The organism is Streptomyces sp. CC0208, from assembly GCF_003443735.1.
GTDB lineage: Bacteria > Actinomycetota > Actinomycetes > Streptomycetales > Streptomycetaceae > Streptomyces > Streptomyces sviceus.
Genome location: NZ_CP031969.1, coordinates 8308467 through 8329057, shown reverse-complemented (window position 1 = coordinate 8329057; position 20591 = coordinate 8308467). Strand labels below are relative to the sequence as shown.

Sequence of the window (20591 nt, the reverse complement as noted above, 5' to 3'; positions counted from 1 at the left end):
GGGTACGGGCGGACGCTTCAGCCGCCGAGCTCCTCCAGCACGGCCATGGCCGCGTTGTGGCCCGGTACCCCGCTCACCCCGCCGCCGCGCACCGCGCCCGCCCCGCACAGGAGGACGTTCGCGTGCCGGGTCTCCACGCCCCAGCGGCCGGTGCCCTCCCCGGCGTACGGCCAGGACAGTTCGCGGTGGAAGATGTTGCCGCCGGGCAGCCGCAGGTCCCGCTCCAGATCGAGCGGGGTCTTCGCCTCGATGCAGGGCCGGCCGTCCGCGTCCGTGGCCACGCAGTCGGCCAGCGGCTCGGCGAGGTGGGCGTCGAGCTGGGCGAGGGTGGACTTGAGGAGTTCCTCCCGTACGGCGTCGTTGTCCCGGTCGAAGAGCCTGGCCGGGGTGTGCAGACCGAACAGGGTGAGGGTCTGGTAGCCCTGCTCGACCAGGTCCGGGCCCAGGATCGTCGGGTCGGTGAGGGAGTGGCAGTAGATCTCGGAGGGAGGGGCGGTGGGGAGCCGGCCCGCGGCGGCCTCGGCGTGGGCGGTGGCCAGCTGCTGGTAGCCCTCGGCGATGTGGAAGGTGCCGGAGAACGCCTCGCGCGGATCGACCTCGCTGTCGCGCAGCCTCGGGAGGCGCTTGAGGAGGATGTTGACCTTGAGCTGGGCGCCCTCGGCGGGCGTGGGCGGCTGGTCGCCGGTGAGCACCGCGAGTTCCCGCGGGGAGGCGTTGACCAGGACGTGCCGGGCCTCGACGGTGCCCTCGCCCTCGGCGGTGCGGTACGTGATCTCGGCCGAGCTGCCGTCCGCGGAGATCCCCACGACCTCGTGTCCGGTGGCGAGAACCGCACCGGCCTGCCGTGCGGCGGTGGCCAGGGCGTCGGTGAGGGCGCCCATGCCGCCGACAGGTACGTCCCATGCGCCGGTCCCGCCGCCGATCACGTGGTAGAGGAAGCAGCGGTTCTGCTTGAGGGAGGGGTCGTGGGCGTCGGCGAAGGTGCCGATGAGCGCGTCGGTCAGGACCACGCCCCGGACCAGGTCGTCGGCGAAACGGTCCTCCACCGCCACACCGATCGGCTCCTCGAACAGGATCCGCCACGCCTCCTCGTCGTCCACCCGCAGGCGCAGTTCGTCCCGGCTGGGCAGCGGCTCGGTGAGCGTGGGGAACACCCGCTTGGCCACCCGGCCCGTCATGTCGTAGAACCGCTGCCAGGCCCGGTACTCGTGTTCGCCGCCGGTGAGCCGGGCGAAGGCCTCCCTGGTACGGCGCTCGCCGCCGCCGACGAGCAGTCCGGTGGGCCTGCCGTCGCGTTCCACGGGGGTGTACGACGAGACATTGCGGGTGCGGACGCGGAAGTCCAGGCCGAGATCGCGGACGATCTTCCTGGGCAGCAGGCTGACCAGGTACGAGTACCGCGACAGCCGGGCGTCCACCCCGGCGAACGGCCGCGTGGACACCGCGGCTCCCCCGGTGTTCCCGAGCCGCTCGAGGACGAGCACGGACCGTCCGGCCCGGGCCAGGTAGGCGGCGGCGACCAGTCCGTTGTGGCCTCCGCCGACGATGACGGCGTCGTAGCGGCCGTGGTGTCCCTCGTGTGCAGGCATGGTTCTTCGTAACACGTGGTGATCTAGGTCGGCCAGAGGGGGAGCGCACCCGGCCCACGCCCCTGGTCCGGGGTCACCGTGCTCCGGGCGCCCGCTGCCGGCGCAGGACCGCCACTCTGCGGTACAGCTCGACCGCCTCCGCGCCCCGGCCGAGCTGTTCCAGGCAGTGGGCCTCGTCGTTGCGGCTGGCGAGGGTGTCGGGGTGGTCGGCGCCGAGGACGCGCTCACGGGCCCCGGCCACGGTGCGGTACTCGGTGAGGGCGTCCGTCCAGCGGCCGAGCCAGCCGAGACCGACGGCGACCTCGCGGCGGCTGACCAGGGTGTCCGGATGGTCGGGGCCGAGGACGCGCTCGCGGATCGCGCACACGTCCCGGGACTCGGCGAGGGCCTCTTCCCAGTGGCCGAGACGGCCGAGGTTGACGCCGAGGCCGTGGCGCGCGCGCAGGGTCTCGGGGTGGGCGGGGCCGTGGATACGGGTGCGGTCCTCGATCAGGTCGCGGTAGAGCCGGAGCGCGTCGGCGCTGCGGCCGAGGCGGCCGAGGCTGATGCCGACCTCGTAGCGGGCGGCGAGGGTGTCGGGGTGATCGGGGCCGAGGGCCCGGGCGCGGGCCTCGGCGACCTCGCGGTAGGTCTGCAGGGCTTCCGCCCAGTGACCCAACTGGCCCAGCGCGTAGGCGACTTCGTAGCGGGTGACGAGTGTGTCGGGATGGTGGGGGCCGAGCACCCGGGCGCGCGCTGCGGCCACCTCGCAGGCCATGCGGTAGGAGTCCTCCAGGCGGCCGAGCCTGCTGAGGTTGAAGGCGAGGTTGTGGCGGCAGCGGAGGGTGTCGGGGTGGTCCGGGCCCATCTCGCGCTCGCGGGCGGCGAGCACCGAGTGGTAGACCTGGTGGGCGTCGAAGTGGCGGCCCAACTGGCCGAGGACGTACGCCATTTCCTGGCGGGCGGCGAGGGTGTCGGGGTGGTCGGCACCCAGGGTGCGGGTCCTGGTCGCGGCCACGTGCTTGTACGCGCGCAGGGCGTCCGCGGCGCGGCCGGTGCGGCTGAGGGTGAAGGCGACCTCGTAGTGGCTGGCGAGGGTGTCGGGGTGGTCGGGGCCGAGCAGGTGCTCGCGTTCGGCGGCGACCGCGCGGTGCACCTCGCCGGCCTCGTCCCAGCGGCCCAGGCGCCCGAGGCTGAGCCCCGCGTTGTGCCGCCCGGCGAGTGCCGTCAGGGCCTGCGCCGAGGGCACGGGCGGCTCGTCGGGGACGGGCTCCTCGGTGCGGCCGGTGGCGGGGCGGGCGATCCACTCGCCGGTCAGCCCGGCGCCGGCGTCCGGGGGTGTGGTGACGAGTCCGGTGCCGGTGGCCTTGTGGCCGGTGGTGATGCCCCGGGTCCAGGACGGCAGCCGGTTCTCACGGGGCCGGGCGGGTTCGGGCGACACCGGCGGCCGGAAGTCGGGCCGCGGGGTCACCACGGTGGGCACGTACGCCGGGGTGGTGCGGCCCAGAGTGATCCGGCGGCCCAGTTCCCGTGCGTCGTGCGGGCGCTGCTCGGGCCGCTTGGCCAGCAGGTCGAGGATGACCTTGTCGAGGTACTCGGGGAGTTCGGCGCGGTGGCTGCGCGGCGGCCGGGGCGGGGTGTCGCGGTGGCCGACGAGGATCGCCCATGCGTCCTCCAGGTCGAACGGCGGTGCCCCGGTGGCGATCTCGTACAGCACGCACCCCAGGGAGTACAGGTCGCTGCGCTGGTCGACCTCGGAACCCCCTATCTGCTCCGGCGACATGTAGTGCGGGGTGCCCATGGCTATGCCGGTGCCGGTCAGCCGGGAGGTGAAGTCGACGTCGTGGCCGAGACGGGCGATGCCGAAGTCGCAGATCTTCACGGTGCCGTCGGTCAGCCGGACGATGTTCGCGGGCTTCAGGTCCCGGTGCACGATGCCCTGCTGGTGGGTGTAGGCGAGGGCGGCGGCGACCTGGTCGGCGATCTCGACGACGTCGGACACGGGCAGGGGGTGCTGTTTGTTGTCCTCCAGGAGCTGGCTGAGGTTGCGGCCGTCCAGGAGCTCCATGACCAGGTAGAGGACGCCGTCCGACTCGCCGAAGTCATGGACGACCGTTATGCCGCGGTGGCTGAGGGCGGCGGCCACGCGTGCCTCTCGCCGGAACCGCTCCCGCAGGACCCGGGTGAAGGTCTGGTCGTGCTGCCGGCCCAGCGGCTTGAGGCACTTCACGGCGACCTGGCGGCCCAGCGACTCGTCGCGGGCCCGCCACACCTCGCCCATGCCCCCGCGCCCGATCAGGTCGAGCAGTCGGTACCGCCCCTGGATGAGCCTGCTGTCCCCCATCTCCTGCGACCGCCCCCGTCGAACTCGCCCCGCCTCCCCTGGCCTGTCCAGTATGGCGACCTATCGTCCGAGTTTGTACGGGGCGGGACGGGAGCCCGGGCCGAGCCGTGCCATGGCGCGGAGGATGTGTTTGGGCGGGAGTTGCCAGCGCAGACGTGCGGGAACACAGCGCAGCAGGGTGCCGGTGGCGCGCAACTGTCGGGTGACGGTGGTGGGTTCGGGGGCTTTCCTGCCGTACAACTCGTGGGCGTACGGCGGCAGGGCGGCGTACGCCAGCTGCGCCACGCGCCGCCACAGCACCTCACGCGCCGGGACGAGAAGAGGGTGCGTCGGCGGGCGGAGCAGGAAGTCGTCCACCTCGCGGGCCTCGGTCGTAGCGGCGAGTTCGGGGCGCACCTTCTCGAAGTAGGCGGCCATCTCCGCCTGGTTCGCCGGTACGGCCTCGGGGTCCAGGCCCACCAGGCGGGCGCTGACCCGGTGTTCGGACAGGTAGCGGTCCGCCTGCTCGTCGGTGAGGGGGAAGCCGGAGCGGCGGGCGACATGGAGGTAGGAGTCGATCTCGGCGCAGTGCACCCACAGCAGGAGGTCAGGTTCGTCGACGCCGTGGCGTTCGCCGGTGGCGGGGTCGGTCGCCCCGAGCATGCTGTGGATCTTCCGGACCCGGGCGCCGGCCTTCTCCGCGGCCTCGGTGGTGCCGTAGGTCGTGGTGCCGACGAAGTTCGCGGTGCGCATCAGCCGGCCCCAGGCGTCGCGCCGGAAGTCCGAGTTCTGCATGACGCCGCGCACCGCCCGCGGGTGCAGGGCCTGGAGGTAGAGGGCACGGATGCCGGCGACCCACATCATCGGGTCGCCGTGCACCTGCCAGGTCACCGAGTCCGGGGTGAACAGCCCGGGATCGCCGGCCTCGAAGCCGGTGCCTCCAGCCTCCACCTGTCTCCAGAGCATCACACCGATCCCCAAACACGAGGTCACTGCGGATCGTTCCCATGACGCTGCTGGATCATTCCCGCGAAACGGATGCACGGCCCGCGCCGGGACGGAAACGATCCGAGCAGCAACGAGTCCTGTTCCCGCCGCGTCGAGCGTCCTGCTACATGTTGATCATGTGGCCGGCAAGGCCGTGCACGGCTTCCTTGACCGCCTCGCCGAGCGTGGGGTGGGCGTGGACGTTGCGGGCCACCTCATGGACGGTGAGGTCCCACTGCTGGGCCAGGGTCAGCTCGGGGAGGAGTTCGGTGACGTCCGGGCCGATGAGGTGGCCGCCGAGGAGCTCACCGTACTTGCCGTCGCTGATCAGCTTCACGAAGCCGGTCGCGTCGCCCAGACCGTGCGCCTTGCCGTTCGCGGTGAACGGGAACTTGGCGACCTGGACGTCGAAGCCCTTCTCCCGCGCCTGCGCCTCCGTGTAGCCGAAGCTGGCGATCTGCGGCTGGCAGAACGTGGACCGCGGGATCATCACATAGTCCAGCTCCATGGTCTCCGCGTCCGCGATCGTCTCGGCGGCGACCACGCCCATCGCCTCGGCGGCATGCGCGAGCATCAGTTTCGCGGTGACGTCGCCGATGGCGTAGATGTGCGGGACGGAGGTGCGGCAACGGCCGTCGACGTCGATCGCGCCGCGCTCGGTGACGCGCACGCCGGTGTTCTCCAGCCCGTAGCCGGTGACGTTCGGGGCGAAGCCGATCGCCTGCAGGACCTTGTCCGCCTCCAGGGTCTGCTGAGCGCCGTCCTTGCCGGTGACCGTGACCCGGACCTGCGGGCCGGACTCGTCGATCGACTCGACGCGGGTCGATGTCAGGACGTCGATGCCCAACTTCCGGTACTGCTTGGCCAGTTCGGCGGAGACTTCAGCGTCCTCCAGCGGGGCGACCCGGTCCAGGAACTCGACGATCGTCACCTTCACGCCGTAGTTGTGCAGCACGTACGCGAACTCGACACCGATCGCGCCGGCCCCCGCGATCACGATGGACTGCGGCAGCTCCTCGGCCAGGATCTGCTCCTCGAACGTCACCACGCGCGACGTACGGCGGGTGCCGGGCAGCAGCTTGGGGCTCGCCCCGGCGGCGATGACGCAGTGATCGAAGGCGACGGTGCGGGTGTTGCCGTCGTAGTCGGCCACCTGGAGCGTGTGCGGGTCGAGGAACGTACCGCGGCCGCTGATCTCCGTGATCTTGTTCTTCTTCATCAGATAGTGGACACCCTTGACCCGGCCGTCCGCGACCTTCCGGCTACGACGGAAGGCCTCCCCGTAGTCGAAGGAGACCTCACCGTCCACCTTGATGCCGAAGGTCTTCGCCTCGCGCGTGAAGAGATGCGCGAGCTCGGCATTGCGCAGCAGGGCCTTGGTGGGGATACAGCCCACGTTCAGACAGACGCCACCCCAGTACTTCTGCTCGACGACCGCGACACGCTTGCCCAGCTGGGCGGCCCGGATGGCGGCCACGTATCCGCCGGGGCCCGCGCCGAGTACGACGACGTCGAAGCGCTCACCCTGCTCGTCCATGGACGGTTCCCTTTCCACTGGGGCGGCCGGCTCCCCGCGAGGGGCCGACTCACTCCCGATCCAACAACCTGGTCTTCAACTCGGCAACGGTGAGATCCGCCCCCCGGCGCCGTGATCCATGCCCGCCTCGCCGTCGGGCACACCCTCTCCACGCAGAGGGCTTGCGATCACCACCCCTCCCTCTTTAGATTATGATCGTACTTCAATAGCTCACTTCACCAGGGAATCGCCATGGACCTCTCCACCAGCACCGTTCTTGTCACCGGAGCCAACCGGGGATTCGGCCGGGCCCTCGCCGCCGAACTCCTCGGCCGCGGCGCCACCGTCTACGCCGGCGCCCGCAACCCCGACCAGGTCGACCTGCCCGGCGCCAAGCCGATCTCGCTCGACATCACCGACCCCGCCTCCGTCGCGGCGGCCGCCGAGGCCACCGGGGATGTCACGATCCTGGTCAACAACGCGGGGTCGTCCACCGGCGCCGACCTGCTGACCGCCGACCTGGACGCGGTACGCCTGGAGATGGACACCCACTACTTCGGCACCCTCTCGGCGACCCGCGCCTTCGCACCCCAGATCGCGGCCAACGGCGGCGGGGCGATCCTGAACGTCCTGTCCGGCCTGTCCTGGGTCAGCTTCCCGGATCTCGGCGCCTACTGTGCCGCCAAGTCCGCCGAGTGGTCGCTCACCAACGCCCTGCGCCTCCAGCTCGCCGACCAGGGCATCCGTGTGGCCGGCCTGCACGTCGGCTACATGGACACCGACATGGCCCGAGGCGTCGACGCGCCCAAGTCCGACCCCATCGACATCGCCCGGATCGCCGTCGACGGCATCGCCGACGGCGCGTACGAGATCGTCGCGGACGACGTCTCGCGCCAGGCGCAGGCCGCACTGGCCGGAGGCGTCTCCGTGCTGTACCCGCAACTCCCCTGAGAGCAGCCGCCCAGCGATCCGCCTCGAGTACGGCGGTGCCGGTGCTCGCCGTCGCCTCCCCCGTGCGGTCGTCCGCCGGCCCGCACGCTCAACCGGTCGACATCGGCGGCCCCCAGACCCGCCCTGCAACTCGTCGGCGCCGAGGACCGCCTGGAGCCCGCGGACCCCACGGCCCTCGCCGCCGACCCCACTCGCCCTGGCGCTTGTCGCCCAGGACGCCGTCGACGTGCTTCTACCCCCCGAGATCCGGCGCGTACGCGTCCGTGGAGCCGATCGCTGCGCTCTGCGTTTCGTGAACCGCTCCCCGGCCCGCAACCAGCTCACTCGGGCGACCTCACCCGGAAGGCCGGGCCGGGGACGCTCTCGATGTCCTTCGCCTCCACCGGATGGCCCTGTTCGCAGCGGATCTGAACGTCGACGTGCGCACCGCACTCCCGATGCCGTGCCAGGACCGCCGGCCCCTCCGGGTCGGCACGGTAGCGGTCACCCCACTGCAGCAGCCCCATCACGGCGGGCAGCAGGTCCATGCCCTTGGACGTGATCACATACTTCGGCCGGCTCCGCGAACCCGGCTCCTTGTAGGTCTCGGTGGCCAGGATTCCTTCCTCCACCAGCATCCGAAGCCGTGCCGCGAGCAGGTTACGAGGGCAGCCGAGGACCCGCTCGAACTCGCTGAAACGGGACGAGCCGTACCAGACCTCACGCAAGATCAGGATCGTCCACTTCTCGCCCACCACCTGAAGGGTCCGCGCGATCGAGCAGTTCGATGTGTCCCGGTCGAGCCGGGGATCCATGCCGGTGGATGGGAGAACTTCGGTCCACGCATTCATGAGAGCGATTCTAGCCGTTTGAGTTTACTTTCAAAGACTCAGCGCGCACCGGAGGATCAGTGCGGCACGCTGCGGCCCGGCCGAGAGGGACTTGAGAACTTCGTTCGCGGCCGCCTGTCGTCCGAGATCGTGAGCGGTTCCGGCACCGGACCACTCCTCCGCCGAACGGCTGGACGGGGCCAGCCGCCGCACGGACGGCACCAAGCAGGCGCACACCGAGGGCGCGGCGGCCATCGCGGAAGAGAGCGCTGCCCGCCTGGCACCCCGCGAGTTCGCAGCCCGCTCGCGGCAGAACCGTCGGGCTTCACCATGACGGCCGGGACGCCGCAGCTGTCCCCCGCTCTCGCCGACCGCAAGTTCACCGACGAGGTCCTCGCGCAGGGAATCGAGAACGCCCGCACGTTCATCGACCGAGAGGCGCGACCGCACCCCATCGATGGCAGCGGTTCGACATCGCCCTCCGGCGAGCGGTGCGCGAACGGCGAGCGGCGAGCGAACGACATCGAGCCGAGCCCGGACGCGAGGACCCGTCCGGGCGTCCGACGCTGGTCACCCCCGGCCACATGCGCCGGCCGCCCCTCACACCGGCTACCGCTCGAGGAAGTCGAGGGCTTCCGCCACGAACTGCTCGTGGAACTGGAAGATGCCCCCGTGGCCGGCGTCGGGATAGACGACCAGGTCAGCGTTCGGCAGCCGCCGGGCCAGTTCGAACGAGTTCTTCGTCGGCACCATCCTGTCGTTGTCGCCGTTGGCGACGAACACGGGCTGACGGATGACGGAGAGGTCCTGGGGCTGCGCCAGCCCCCAGCGGTGGATGGCCTTGAGCTGGGCGAAGTAGGACGTGAGGGAGATCGCCTTGTCGCGGTCGTGGGTGCGCTCCTTGAGCCGGGCCAGGAATTGTTTCCCGGCCCGGCGCCCGGCCGCGGTGCGGGTGAAGAAGAGGAACTGCTTCGGGTCCTGGAGGGTGAACAGAGCCCGGAGGGTGTCGAGATGGGACAGGCGGGTCACATTCTTGATGCCCTCACCGCCCGCGGGGCCGGTGCCCGTGAGAACCAGCCTGCGGACGAGTTGCGGTTCGTCCTGCGCGATCACCTGGGCGATCATGCCGCCCATCGAGAAGCCGTGAATGTCGACATGCTCGAGCCCGAGTCCCCGGACGAAGGTGACGGCGTCCCTCGCCATCTCCTCGATGGTCTTCGGCGTCGTGCCACTTGATGCGCCGACGCCCCTGTTGTCGAAGGTGATGACGCGACGCCTGGCGGCGATGCCGTCGACGACCCGGGGGTCCCAGTTGTCCAGGACCGCGGCGAGGTGGGTGATGAAGACCACCGGGACGCCGGCCCTCGGGCCGAGGTCGCGGTAGGCAAAGGTCACTCCCCCGGCGGTGAGCGTGCGGGTGGGCGCCTTCCTGTACGACGTCACCACGTCGCCCTGTACTCCTTGTGCGTCGTTCACGGCCGTGCCCTTCTGGGTGGGTTCCGGACTGCGGCTGCGGTCCGGACTCGGACGACGGCTGAATGCGTACACAGGGGTCGGAACCCTGTCCGGTTGAACCCTTCAGCATCACGCCGACCATTGAAGTATGACCATACTTCAATGCTGCCCGCAAGAGGTTCGGCGCCCACCCCCAGCGCCAACCGACGCGACCCGCGCCGGCAAGGAGCACAGGGATGGCGTCGACAGGGCGCCGGAGCGACGAGAGCATCGCGTCACGCGGGCCGCCGACCGCGAGGCATGACACGCGCAGGACAACAGCCCCACCTGCGGGCTGTCGAGCACCCGCTTAGCAATTATGATCGTAATATATTAACGGGAGCCCGGCGTGTCGATTGCACGGGCATCCATGACGCGATGTGCGTCAGTCGCGCTGCCAGGCGTCCAGGAGAGCGAGGGCGTTGTGGACCCCCTGCTCGAGGAGCTCGTTGGCGAGTCGGCTGTCGGTCAAGGCACGGGAAAGCTGTAGCGTCCCGGCCATCATGCCGAGGAGGCTGAGCGCCTTCACCCGCGCGGAGGACGGGGCCTCGGGGGCCATGCGGTCGGCGATGCCCTCGACGAGGATCAGCACACCGTCGGTGTACGCCTGCCTGGTCGTCTCGGCGCAGCGCCCGATCTCGTCGAGCAGAGCGGCGTTGGGGCAGCCGTCGCCAAGCCTTTCGCGGTGCTGGGGCGAAAGGTAGCCCCGCACGATCTGCTCGAGTCCGGCACGGCCAGGCTCGGCCAGCGCGACGACGCTCTCGGCCTGCACCTTCAACTGGTCGGCGATTGCCGTGGTGACGAGGTCGTCCTTGGAGGCGAAGTGAGCGTAGAAGGCGCCATTGGTCAGCCCCGCGTCCTTCATGAGCGTCGAGACGCCGGAGCCGTCGATACCGTCCTGCTTGAACCGGCGGCCCGCCGTCTCGATGATCCGGCGCCTGGTCTCCGACTTGTGCTCTTTTCCGTAGCGCACCATGCCACACGCTCCTTCGCCGGCCGAAAGGACCGGTCGCCCTTCACCGACTCAGCCACTCTATGGTATTTCAAACGTAATCCAAAGAGTCGGCAGAGGCGACGGGCGAGGGCGTTGCGGATGCCCTGTTCGAGGAGCCGGTCGGCGAGTTGACGGCCCGTGAGGGCGCGGGAGAGTTACAGCGTGCCGGTCATCGCGCCGAGGAGGCTCAGTGACTTCAGGCGTGCCGAGGGCGGGTCATGGGGTGCCAGACGGGCGGTCCTCGATATCGTCGCGCTGCCGGGGGGGAGAAGAGCGCACGATCTGTACGAGTCCGGCGCGGCCGGGTGCCACCTGGGCGACGAGGCCGCCCTTGGAGGCGAAGTCGGCGTAGAAGGTGCCGCCTCCGCTCACCTCGCCGAAGACGCGCCCGGCGTTTTCGGGCGGGTTCGGGCAGGCCACAGGTGGGTGTCAGTTCGGCATCCGGTTGAACCTGCGGACTATGCGGTCGAAGATCCGGGCCGGAAGGACGCGGTGGAACACACTGATGCCGGCGGCCGTCGCGCCGGCGGTGCGCCGCAGTTTCGGGTTGCGGTCGGTGGCCGCCGCGACGATGACCTTGGCCACGGCTGCGGGATCGTCGCCGCCGCTGGTGTTCTTCGCCAGCACCTCGTCGAAGGCGCGCTGTCCCGACGCGTAGAGCGGCAAGGGGGTGTCGCCCTGCACGCTGTGGTCCCCGAACGGGGTGTTGGTCGGGCCGGGTTCGACGAGCAGGATCCTGACGCCGTGCTCGCGGACCTCGTGGTCCAGCGACCCGGAGTAGCCCTCGACCGCGTGCTTCGTGGAGGTGTAGATGGCCATGAACGGGCTGGCGACGAACCCGCTGAGGGAGGAGACGTTGGTGACGCGTCCGCGCCGTTGAGCGCGCATGTGCGGCAGAACCGCCTGGCCATCCGCATGACGCCGTAGACGTTGACGTCGAAGACCTCCTGCGTCCGGGCGACGGAGAACTCCTCGGCGGCGCCGTTGGCGCCGACCCCGGCATTGTTGACCAGGACGTCGATACTCCCGAACCGGTCGATCACCAGCTTGACCACGGCGTCGACCGATTCGTCGCTGGTCACGTCGAGGTCGAGGTAGGTCACCCCGGCGGGCGCGGTGACCCGCGCGGTGTCGCGAGCGGTTCCGATCAGACAAGTCGCCGGTCGACGGCCATCACCTGGCGGTGCTCGCCCCAGTCCAAGTGCCCGCCTGCTGCGGTGCGGCAGTAGCTGACCAGCGCCTCGACGGCACGCCGAGCAGGGCCGCCACCCCCTCCAGGCCGACATGACAACGGTCGCCCCCCTTCAGCAGCCCCATCACCGCCGGTACCAGCTCCATGCCCTGGGACACATCCATAGCGATGACCTCAAGCCGTCTAAGTTTACTTTCCTATACTCAGGGAGTAACGTCACGGTCGGCACACCCCATTCCGACCGCACGCGAACGGGCGCGCAGGGTGACTTGCCCGAAGAATCACATCAAATGTCGGGGAACCCCACAGAAAGGCGGCCGGGCATGAAGGCATTCGTCGTCGAGAAGTACGGCAAGGACGGCGCGCACGCCGCGGACGTACCCGAGCCCGCGGTCGGAGACCGTGACGTCCTGGTCAGAGTGAGCGCCGCCAGTATCAATCCGCTGGACAAAATGGTCCGCAACGGGGAGTTCAAGCAGCTCCTGAAGTACAAGCGTCCATTCGTGCTCGGCCACGACGTGGCCGGCGTCGTGACGCGGGTCGGCTCCGCCGTACACGGCCTCGAAGTCGGCGACGAGGTCTACGCCCGTCCGCGCGACCTGCGGATCGGCGCCTTCGCGGAGTTCATCGCGATCGACATGGACGACGTCGCTCCCAAGCCGGCCTCCCTCACCTTCCAGGAAGCGGCCGCCGTGCCGCTGGTGGCCCTGGCCGCCTGGCAGGCCCTCGTCGACCGGGCTCACGTGCAGCCGGGGCAGAAGGTACTCATCCACGCCGGTGCCGGTGGCCTCGGCTCGACGGTCATCCAGCTCGCCAGGCACCTCGGCGCCACGGTCGCCACGACCGCGAGCGCCGACGCGGAGAAGCTGGTCAGGAGCCTCGGAGCCGACGTCGTCGTCGATTACACCAAGGAAGACTTCTCGAAGGTGCTGTCCGGCTACGACGTGGTGCTGGATTCCCTGGGCGGAGCGAACCTCGAGAAGTCGCTGACCGTTCTGAAGCCCGGCGGTCTGGCCATCAGTGTCGTCGGTCCGCCGGACGCCGCGTTCGCCAAACAGCTCGGCGCCCCGTCATTCCTGGGCCTGGTCATGAGCGTGCTCAGTCGTAAGATCCGCAAGAGGGCCAGGGCGCTGGGCGTGCGCTACGAGTTCCTGTTCATGCGGGCCGACGGCTCCCAGCTGCGCAAGCTCGGTGCCCTCTACGACAGCGGGAAGCTCCACCCGGTCGTCGACAGCACCTTCCCGTTCGACCGGACGCTCGAGGCTCTGGCGTACGTCGAACAGGGCCGCACCAAGGCCGGCAAGGTCGTGGTCTCGATGGCGCCCGACAACGACTGAACTCGAGCACAGGAAACCCGCCAGGTCTCGGCATCGTCACGGCGGACAAGCGCGCTCGGTACCGACAGCGCTGCGACCGCCTGACCAGATCCAATCCCCTGCGCCACGCCGACGGCCGTATTTGCCACGATGACGAGCGAGACCACGACGTGGTCGCCGATCGGCCAGGGTCAGGTCGAGGGCCGCGAGCAGGACCATGCTCAGCGGACTGCGGAGCTGCACCGCCACGTGCGGACAGGGGGTCGGCGTGTTCGGCGATCCCTGCGTTAGGACCGTATCGAGGCAGGCGACGCGCCGCCTCCGCATGGCTGAGCCCAGTCTCACCCGGTTGACGACGGAGCGGTGCCGATCCGGTGAGGTGGCACGGCTCCTCCGCGTCCGTTTCCGGTTCACTCGTCGGAGCAGCCGGACAACGTCGTCGTGCTCACTGTGTGCCGCCCCGGCAGATGGACCTCCACAAGTTCGTCGTCGGCAGCAGGGTGCGGTGGCGCCGCCGTGCACGGCTTTGGGCCGCCACTTCGTCCTGTTATGACGCCCGGACTGTCAGGGCATCGTGCTGCTCCCCGCCGAAGAACGACCTTGAGCGCACCGCTGTCCGCGGCTCGAGAGAAGGCTTCGCAGGCCTCCTTCATACGGGCCAGCGGGAATGTACGGGTGACCATGGACGCCACAGGGCAGGTGGCCGGCGGCCGGCGGCCGGCATGCGCACGTTGTTGATCCACATCAGCTGGTGGGGCCCTTCCTGCCGAGCAGTCCACCGCACCGTGCGTCACGGCAGCTTTATCGTGCTCGGCTATGACAGCCCCGGGTACCGCTTGTGCACCAGGGACCGGTCGATAGGCCACCGGAACGGACCCGTCTGCCCTCGCGAGCCGGAGCGGAAGCAGCCAGGCTGGTCATGAGGCCGCCCAGCGACGCATACGCCGGGGGGAGGGAGCTGATCACCATGCCGACTCCAATTGCATTCCACGACCGCCCGGTCCAGGTGAACGCTCGTATCGAGTCGCCACTGTCCCGATGGTTGTGGCTCGTGAAGTGGATCCTCGCCATTCCGCACTACGTGGTGCTGTTCTTCCTCTGGATCGCTTTCACCGTGGTGACCGTGATCGCGTTCTTCGCCATCCTGTTCACCGAGCGCTATCCCCGTGCCCTGTTCGACTTCAACCTAGGAGTATTGCGCTGGAGTTGGAGGGTCTCGTACTACTCATACGATGCCCTGGGCACCGACCGGTATCCCCCGTTCAGCCTGGGCGAGGAACCGGACTACCCGGCGCGGCTGGACATCGCCTACCCGGAGAAGCTCTCGCGCGGCCTGGTGCTGGTGAAGTGGTGGCTCCTGGCCATCCCGCACTACATGGTCATCGGCTTCTTCCTCGGCGGCGCCCACCTCGGCTGGTGGTCCGGTGGCCTGATCGCCCTGCTGACGGTCATCGCGGCCGTGATCCTGGCCTTCACCGAGAAGTATCCGAAGGATCTGTTCGACCTGATCATCGGCCTCAACCGCTGGGTCCTCCGCGTCACCGCCTACTCCGCTCTCATGACGGACAAGTACCCACCATTCCGCCTGGACCAAGGCGGCTCGGAGACGACCGCTCCGGAAGAGCGGACGTGATCATCGCGCTGGTGGCCGCATCCTCGATCGTGCACGGGCTGTTGCCGCCCTTATCTGTACAGCGCCCACACCGTCCAAACCGCGCCCTTCGGCGTCGGAACCTGTCCGCCCCCACGAGTTCGTGGCACCGGCCAGAGCCGAACCACTTCGCGCCGAGGTCACCGTCCCCTGCCGCAGATCACAGTGACGGGGCAGTCCGAGCGGCGGAGTGTCGCCCGGCTGACCGAGTTCCCCAACATTCCCGCAAGACCACCACGAAGACCATCACGGTCCTGCGCGTCGACCACGGCAAGCTGGGATTCGGCGCTCGCTTTCACGAGTGCTCGGCGGATTCCGCAGCGGACGCAGGCGTAGTGCAGGCTGACGTCCGGATACTTCTCCCCCAGCGACGACGAAGCATGGGTGAACTCGTGGTGCCGGGAGGCCTTTCGCGTCTTCGTCGTGGCCAACACCACCAGGTCCACACCACGGACGGACACCTCGGCGAAGGCGAACTCCGCTGCCCGCGCCGTCAGGGCGTGGTCGCCGACCAGCACGACGGGACCGGCCGGGGCCGGGGTCTGCCGCACGATCGGGTGACATCTGAACTGGCTTGCCCTGTAGGGCGGGTGGAAAGGATGCCGCTGTGCCCAAGCCTTATCCGGAAGAGTTCCGCCAGGACGTCGTGCGGGTCGCGAGGAACCGCGGCCCGGGTGTGACGGTCGAGCAGGTGGGCCACCGACTTCGGAGTCCACCCGATGACGTTGTGGAAATGGATGCATCGCGCGGACATCGACGACGGAACCAAGCCCGGAACGACCAGCCAGGAGAGTGCCGAGCTTCGGGAAGCGCGTCGCCGGATCAAGCTGCTGGAGCAGGAGAACGAGGTCCTGCGGCGGGCCGCGGCCTATCTGTCACAGGCGCATCTGCCGGGAAAAGGACGGGTCTTGGTCACGGACGCCTCTTCGTCTGCGCCCCCGCCATGCAGAGCTACGACACGTTCGGCTTCGGCACCCACCACACCAACCTGGTACCGCCGTCGGCTGGACTGCTCAACTCCATCTTCCCGCCCAGCTGTTCGGCACGTTCCGCCATATTGAGCAGCCCACTGCGGCGCCCGTCGGGAGAGATACCGGTGCCGTTGTCCGTGACCGTGAGGCGGACCTGGCGGGAGTCGGCCGTGAGGACGACGTCGGCGCGCCCGGCTTGGGCGTGCCGGGCGATGTTGGTCAGTGCCTCGGAGAGCACGGCCACCACGTGCTCGGCGATCTCCCGCGGTACGTCGGTGTCGACCAGCCCCTCCAGTCGCACGCTGGGCGCGAAGCCCAGGACTGGCGCCGCCTCGCCCGCGATCCGCACCACGCGCGCCCGCAGTCCGGTCCCGTCGGTGCCCTCACGTGAGCGCAGGCCGAAGATCGTCGATCTGATGATCTTGATGGTCTCGTCGAGGTCGTCCACCGCTCGCACCACGCGCTCGGATGCCTCGGGGTGTTCGATGAAGCGGCCCGCGCTCTGCAGGGTCATGCCTGTGGCGAACAGCCTCTGGATGGCAAGGTCGTGCAGGTCCCGGGCGATCCGGTCGCGGTCCTTGAGTACCGCGACCTCCTCCGCGTCCTGACGTCGTTCCGCGAGTTCCATCGCGACGGCGGCCTGTGCGGCGAAGGCCTGCAGGGTTTCGGTCTCTGTCGGGGAGAACTCCGGTCTGCCGGAACTGCGCGCCAGCAGGAGCACGCCTCGGACTCCTTCTTCGCTCGTGCCGATGGGCACGGCCACGGCGGGGCCGAGGCCCTGGAAGCGAGGGGGCTCCGGAGAGATCCGATTGTCGTGGGAGACGTCCGCGCTGACCGCCGGGGCGGCGCTCGAGAAGGCCAGCCCCATCAAGGTCCTGTCCAGGGGCAGCACGAGCCCCTGGTGCGCCTTGGCGTCCATCCCGACGGCGATCTCCACGGCGAGTGATCCGGTGTCCTCCATGGGCAGCGCGACCGCGGACAGTGCCGATCCAGTGATCTCGGCGGCCCGCTCGGCGATCTGGCCGAGCACCTCGGTGCGCCCTCCGCCGGACATCAGGCTGTGCGTGATCTCGGCGTTCGCCCGCAGCCAGCGTTCCCGCAGCCGGGACTGCTCGTAGAGGCGGGCGTTGTCGATGGCGACGCCCGCGGCGACGGCCAGGGTCGACAGGACCGATTCGTCCTCCTGGTCGAACTGCGCCCCTCCGCGTTTCTCGGTGAGGTACAGGTTGCCGAAGATCTGGTCGCGCACCCGGATGGGGACGCCGAGGAAGGTGTTCATCGGCGGGTGGTTGGGCGGGAAGCCGTACGAGGCCGGGTGCTCGGAGATCTTCGTCAGCCGCAGCGGCTCGGGATGGCTGATCAGCTCGCCGAGGATGCCGTGGCCCTCAGGGAAGGAGCCGATCCGGGTGATCTGTTCCTCGGTGACCCCGATCGTGTGGAAGGCGGACAGTCGCCGGCCGTCCGGATCGATCACGCCGAGCGCCGCGTACTCGGCGTCGACCAGCGCCGCCGCGGCTTCGACGATGCTGTACAGCGCCTGTTCCAGATCCAGCTCCCGGCCGACCGAAAGCACCGCTTCCAACAGGCTGTGCACCCGGTCCCGGGTGCCACGGGCGGCGTCCAGCCGCGCCTGCAGTTCCTCAAGCAGTTCGTCCAGCTGCAGATGCGGCAGTCGTATGCGGGCCGCCTGAGGCTCTTCGGGGCTTGCCACCAGCGCCTCCTCCGATCTCTCGGGCAGGCTGACACCAGCCGCTTCAGTTAGGGGTCACGCTACCGGCCGACGAGGGGGGACGATATGGGTTCGGCCCCGGCGGCAGCAGGCCCGGTGGCCGCCTCCCCCGTGAACTGACGCTTGACGGGCGCCTGCCTTCACCCCACCGACGCACTGGGCCGTTCGGCCCTGTGAAGGGGACGGACAGCACCTGCCGGGCACGCCGGCGCCGTTCGACGCTGGGGCTGTGTCGTGACCGAAGTGCGAACCGAGCCCGTCGACCCGAGGAGTGCAGCGTCATGGTCCATTACGTGTACGACTTCCGTGAGGGCCGCAGGGACATGGCGGAACTGCTGGGCGGCAAGGGCGCCAACCTGGCCGAGATGACCCGCCTGGGACTGCCGGTCCCGCCGGGCTTCACCGTGACCACCGACGCCTGCCGGGCCTTCCTCGCGACCGGTGCCGAGCCGGAGGGCATGTCGGCCGAAATCTCCCGGCACCTGACCGCGCTGGAGGACTCCGCGGGGCGCCGCCTGGGCCAGCGGGGTGATCCGCTGCTGGTGTCGGTCCGGTCCGGGGCGCGGTTCTCCATGCCCGGCATGATGGAGACCGTCCTGGACATCGGCCTGAACGACGATTCCGTCCTGGGCCTCGCCAAGACGTCCGGCAGTGATCGCTTCGCCTGGGACTCCTACCGCAGGCTCGTTCAAATGTTCGGCAGTACGGTCATGGGCGTCGACGCAGCCGCGTTCGACGAGGCCATGGCCCTGCTCAAGGAGGCTCGCGAGGCCCCCGACGACCTGCATCTGGACGCCTACGACCTGGCCGGCCTGGTGGAGACGTACAAGCGGCTGATCCTCGACGAGACGGGCCATGTGTTCCCCCAGTCACCCGCCGAACAACTGCGGCTCGCGATCCTCGCGGTGTTCCGGTCCTGGAACGGCGAGCGCGCCCGCCTCTACCGTCGGCGAGAGCACATCCCCGACGACCTGGGAACGGCGGTCACCGTGCAGCGCATGGTGTACGGCAACCTCGGCGCCGACTCCGGCAGCGGCGTCGCCTTCACCCGCGACCCGGCCACCGGGCGGCCCGGCCTGTACGGCGACTACCTGGCCAACGCCCAGGGCGAGGACGTCGTCGCCGGTATCCGCAACACCGTGCCGCTGACGGACCTGGAGCGGCTGGACCCGGACTCCCACCGGCGGCTGCGCGACCACATGGAGCGCCTGGAACGGCACTACCGCGACCTGTGCGACATCGAGTTCACCATCGAACGCGGCACGCTGTGGATGCTGCAGACCCGGGTCGGCAAGCGCACCGCCGAAGCCGCGTTCGCCATAGCCGCCGAACTGGTGGAGGAAGGCCAGATCACTCCGCAGGAGGCGCTGGCCCGGGTGAGCGGGGACGCCCTGGCCCGGCTGATGTTCCCCCGCTTCGACACCGACGCCACCGGCGAGGCACTCGCCCACGGCCTCCCTGCCTCCCCGGGTGCGGCGGTCGGCGCGGCGGTGTTCGACTCCGCCGAGGCCGTACGGCGGGCCGCCACCGGCGAGAAAGTGGTGCTCGTCCGCCAGGAGACCACCCCCGACGACCTCCCCGGCATGGTCGCCGCCGAAGCCGTGCTGACCAGCCGGGGCGGAAAGACGAGCCACGCGGCCGTCGTGGCCCGCGGTATGGGCAAGGTCTGTGTGTGCGGGGCCGAGGAACTCACCGTGGACACCGCGGCCCGGCGCTGCACCACCCGCGCCGGAGTCGTCGTCGAGGAAGGCACGGTCATCTCCGTGGACGGCTCCGCCGGAACGGTGTACGCGGGCGCGGTTCCGCTGGTCGCCTCCGAGGCGATGCGGTACCTGGAGACCGGCGAGCAGTCCGACGGCGTCGTGGCGGCGGTGGCAGGCGCCCTCGAACGGGCCGACTCCGTACGGCGGTTGGAGGTGCGGGCCAATGCCGACACCCCCGAGGACGCGCGGCGCGCCCGCCGGTTCGGAGCGCAGGGCATCGGGCTGTGCCGCACCGAGCACATGTTCCTCGGCGAGCGCCGCAAGCTGGTCGAGGACATGATCCTGGCCCGGGACGACGCCGAGCGCGAGCAGGCGCTGGCGGCTCTTCTGCCGCTGCAGCGACAGGACTTCGTCGGCATCCTGGAGGCGATGGACGGCCTGCCCGTCACCGTCCGGCTGCTGGACCCGCCGCTGCACGAGTTCCTGCCCGACCGCACCGCCCTCACCGTACGCATCGCCACCGCGGAGGCCCGCGGCCGGCAACCGGAGACGCACGAGGTGGAGTTGCTCGACGCGGTGAACCGCATGCACGAGGAGAACCCGATGCTGGGCCTGCGGGGCGTGCGCCTGGGACTGGTGGTTCCGGGTCTGGTCGCCATGCAGGTACGAGCCGTCGCCGAGGCCGTCGTGACCCGTACGCGGGCCGGTGGCGCACCACGCGCCGAGATCATGGTGCCGCTCGTCGGCGCTGTGGAGGAACTGCGCATCGAGCGCGCGGAAGTCGAGCGGGTGCTCGCAGAGGTGTCCGAGGAGTCCGGCGTCCCCGTGCGGTGCCCGGTCGGCACGATGATCGAACTGCCCCGCGCCGCGCTCACCGCCGGCCGGATCGCCGAGGAGGCGGAGTTCTTCTCCTTCGGTACGAACGACCTGACCCAGACCACCTGGGGCTTCTCCCGCGACGACGTCGAGGCGGCCTTCTTCTCCGCCTACCTCGACAAGGGCGTCTTCCCGGCCTCGCCCTTCGAGACCATCGACCGTGACGGCGTGGGCCGCCTGGTCCGGATCGCCGTCGACGAAGGCCGGGCCACGCGCCCCGACCTGAAGATCGGCGTCTGCGGCGAGCACGGCGGCGACCCCGAGTCCGTCCACTTCTTCCACGCCACAGGCCTGGACTACGTCTCCTGCTCGCCGTTCCGGGTCCCGGTGGCCCGGCTGGAAGCAGGTCGGGCCGCTCTGCCCGCGAGCGAGGCAAGTGACAGCCGATGAGGCCGCCTGGGCCGACACCAGGGCCCATCGGCCCTACGAAGGGGTCGCGGTTCGGGGGACAGTGAACTCAAGGAGCGGCGCCGATCCCCCGCGGTGTCGCTCCGGCCCTATCCCGACCCAG

13 protein-coding genes and 1 pseudogene are annotated in these 20591 nt (G+C 70.0%); 4 read left to right on the top strand and 10 right to left on the bottom strand.

Features of this window, described 5'->3' with window-relative positions:
• Positions 1–17: 17 nt before the first annotated feature.
• From D1369_RS38225 to lpdA, 4 genes are all read right to left on the bottom strand, one after another.
• Entirely contained in the window at positions 18–1589 is a 1572-nt protein-coding gene (locus D1369_RS38225) for an NAD(P)/FAD-dependent oxidoreductase (protein ID WP_037898899.1), read from the bottom strand.
• A 73-nt stretch (positions 1590–1662) separates the two neighbouring features.
• Complete coding sequence (locus D1369_RS38220; RefSeq protein WP_007379880.1) at positions 1663–3912, bottom strand: serine/threonine-protein kinase; 2250 nt, start codon at positions 3910–3912, stop codon at positions 1663–1665.
• Between the two features lie 60 nt (positions 3913–3972).
• Complete coding sequence (locus tag D1369_RS38215; RefSeq protein WP_007379881.1) at positions 3973–4857, bottom strand: oxygenase MpaB family protein; 885 nt, start codon at positions 4855–4857, stop codon at positions 3973–3975.
• A 145-nt stretch (positions 4858–5002) separates the two neighbouring features.
• Entirely contained in the window at positions 5003–6415 is a 1413-nt protein-coding gene (lpdA, locus tag D1369_RS38210) for a dihydrolipoyl dehydrogenase (protein WP_007379882.1), read from the bottom strand.
• 231 nt (positions 6416–6646) lie between these two features.
• On the opposite strand from lpdA, the gene D1369_RS38205 reads away from it, so the two are divergent.
• Positions 6647–7345, top strand: coding sequence for an SDR family oxidoreductase (locus D1369_RS38205; protein ID WP_118082915.1), 699 nt, complete (start codon positions 6647–6649; stop codon positions 7343–7345).
• Between the two features lie 320 nt (positions 7346–7665).
• Here D1369_RS38205 and D1369_RS38200 read toward each other — a convergent pair whose 3' ends face one another.
• The 4 genes and pseudogenes from D1369_RS38200 to D1369_RS38175 form a co-directional block, all read right to left on the bottom strand.
• The gene (locus D1369_RS38200; RefSeq protein ID WP_007379884.1) at positions 7666–8139 is read right to left on the bottom strand and encodes a helix-turn-helix domain-containing protein; all 474 of its coding nucleotides are present in this window, start codon (positions 8137–8139) and stop codon (positions 7666–7668) included.
• 624 nt (positions 8140–8763) lie between these two features.
• Entirely contained in the window at positions 8764–9600 is an 837-nt protein-coding gene (locus tag D1369_RS38195; RefSeq protein ID WP_205574501.1) for an alpha/beta hydrolase, read from the bottom strand.
• A gap of 433 nt (positions 9601–10033) precedes the next feature.
• Entirely contained in the window at positions 10034–10624 is a 591-nt protein-coding gene (locus D1369_RS38190; protein ID WP_007379887.1) for a TetR/AcrR family transcriptional regulator, read from the bottom strand.
• 447 nt (positions 10625–11071) lie between these two features.
• Positions 11072–11928 (bottom strand): annotated as a pseudogene (locus D1369_RS38175) (SDR family NAD(P)-dependent oxidoreductase).
• A 229-nt stretch (positions 11929–12157) separates the two neighbouring features.
• Here D1369_RS38175 and D1369_RS38170 point away from each other — a divergent pair.
• Positions 12158–13171 carry an NADP-dependent oxidoreductase gene (locus D1369_RS38170; RefSeq protein ID WP_007379891.1) on the top strand — a complete coding sequence of 338 codons (1014 nt, stop codon included), beginning with the start codon at positions 12158–12160 and terminating at the stop codon, positions 13169–13171.
• 946 nt (positions 13172–14117) lie between these two features.
• Positions 14118–14783 (top strand): DUF4389 domain-containing protein, encoded by a 666-nt coding sequence (locus D1369_RS38160; RefSeq protein ID WP_037898905.1) that lies wholly within the window; start codon positions 14118–14120, stop codon positions 14781–14783.
• 158 nt (positions 14784–14941) lie between these two features.
• Here the strand turns inward: D1369_RS38160 and D1369_RS38155 are convergent, their stop codons facing one another.
• Positions 14942–15319, bottom strand: coding sequence for a hypothetical protein (locus D1369_RS38155; protein ID WP_158680110.1), 378 nt, complete (start codon positions 15317–15319; stop codon positions 14942–14944).
• Between the two features lie 433 nt (positions 15320–15752).
• Complete coding sequence (locus D1369_RS38145; protein WP_007379894.1) at positions 15753–17483, bottom strand: GAF domain-containing sensor histidine kinase; 1731 nt, start codon at positions 17481–17483, stop codon at positions 15753–15755.
• Between the two features lie 299 nt (positions 17484–17782).
• Here D1369_RS38145 and ppdK point away from each other — a divergent pair, with 299 nt between their 5' ends.
• Complete coding sequence (gene ppdK, locus D1369_RS38140) at positions 17783–20470, top strand: pyruvate, phosphate dikinase (protein ID WP_007379895.1); 2688 nt, start codon at positions 17783–17785, stop codon at positions 20468–20470.
• Positions 20471–20591 lie beyond the last annotated feature (121 nt).

Excerpts from the sequence above, each read along its gene's own strand:
- D1369_RS38225 (WP_037898899.1), bottom strand. The coding sequence starts at position 1,589 with ATGCCTGCACACGAGGGACACCACGGCCGCTACGACGCCGTCATCGTC.
- D1369_RS38220 (WP_007379880.1), bottom strand. The coding sequence starts at position 3,912 with ATGGGGGACAGCAGGCTCATCCAGGGGCGGTACCGACTGCTCGACCTG.
- D1369_RS38215 (WP_007379881.1), bottom strand. The coding sequence starts at position 4,857 with ATGCTCTGGAGACAGGTGGAGGCTGGAGGCACCGGCTTCGAGGCCGGC.
- lpdA (WP_007379882.1), bottom strand. The coding sequence starts at position 6,415 with ATGGACGAGCAGGGTGAGCGCTTCGACGTCGTCGTACTCGGCGCGGGC.
- D1369_RS38205 (WP_118082915.1), top strand. The coding sequence starts at position 6,647 with ATGGACCTCTCCACCAGCACCGTTCTTGTCACCGGAGCCAACCGGGGA.
- D1369_RS38200 (WP_007379884.1), bottom strand. The coding sequence starts at position 8,139 with ATGGATCCCCGGCTCGACCGGGACACATCGAACTGCTCGATCGCGCGG.
- D1369_RS38190 (WP_007379887.1), bottom strand. The coding sequence starts at position 10,624 with ATGGTGCGCTACGGAAAAGAGCACAAGTCGGAGACCAGGCGCCGGATC.
- D1369_RS38170 (WP_007379891.1), top strand. The coding sequence starts at position 12,158 with ATGAAGGCATTCGTCGTCGAGAAGTACGGCAAGGACGGCGCGCACGCC.
- D1369_RS38160 (WP_037898905.1), top strand. The coding sequence starts at position 14,118 with ATGCCGACTCCAATTGCATTCCACGACCGCCCGGTCCAGGTGAACGCT.
- ppdK (WP_007379895.1), top strand. The coding sequence starts at position 17,783 with ATGGTCCATTACGTGTACGACTTCCGTGAGGGCCGCAGGGACATGGCG.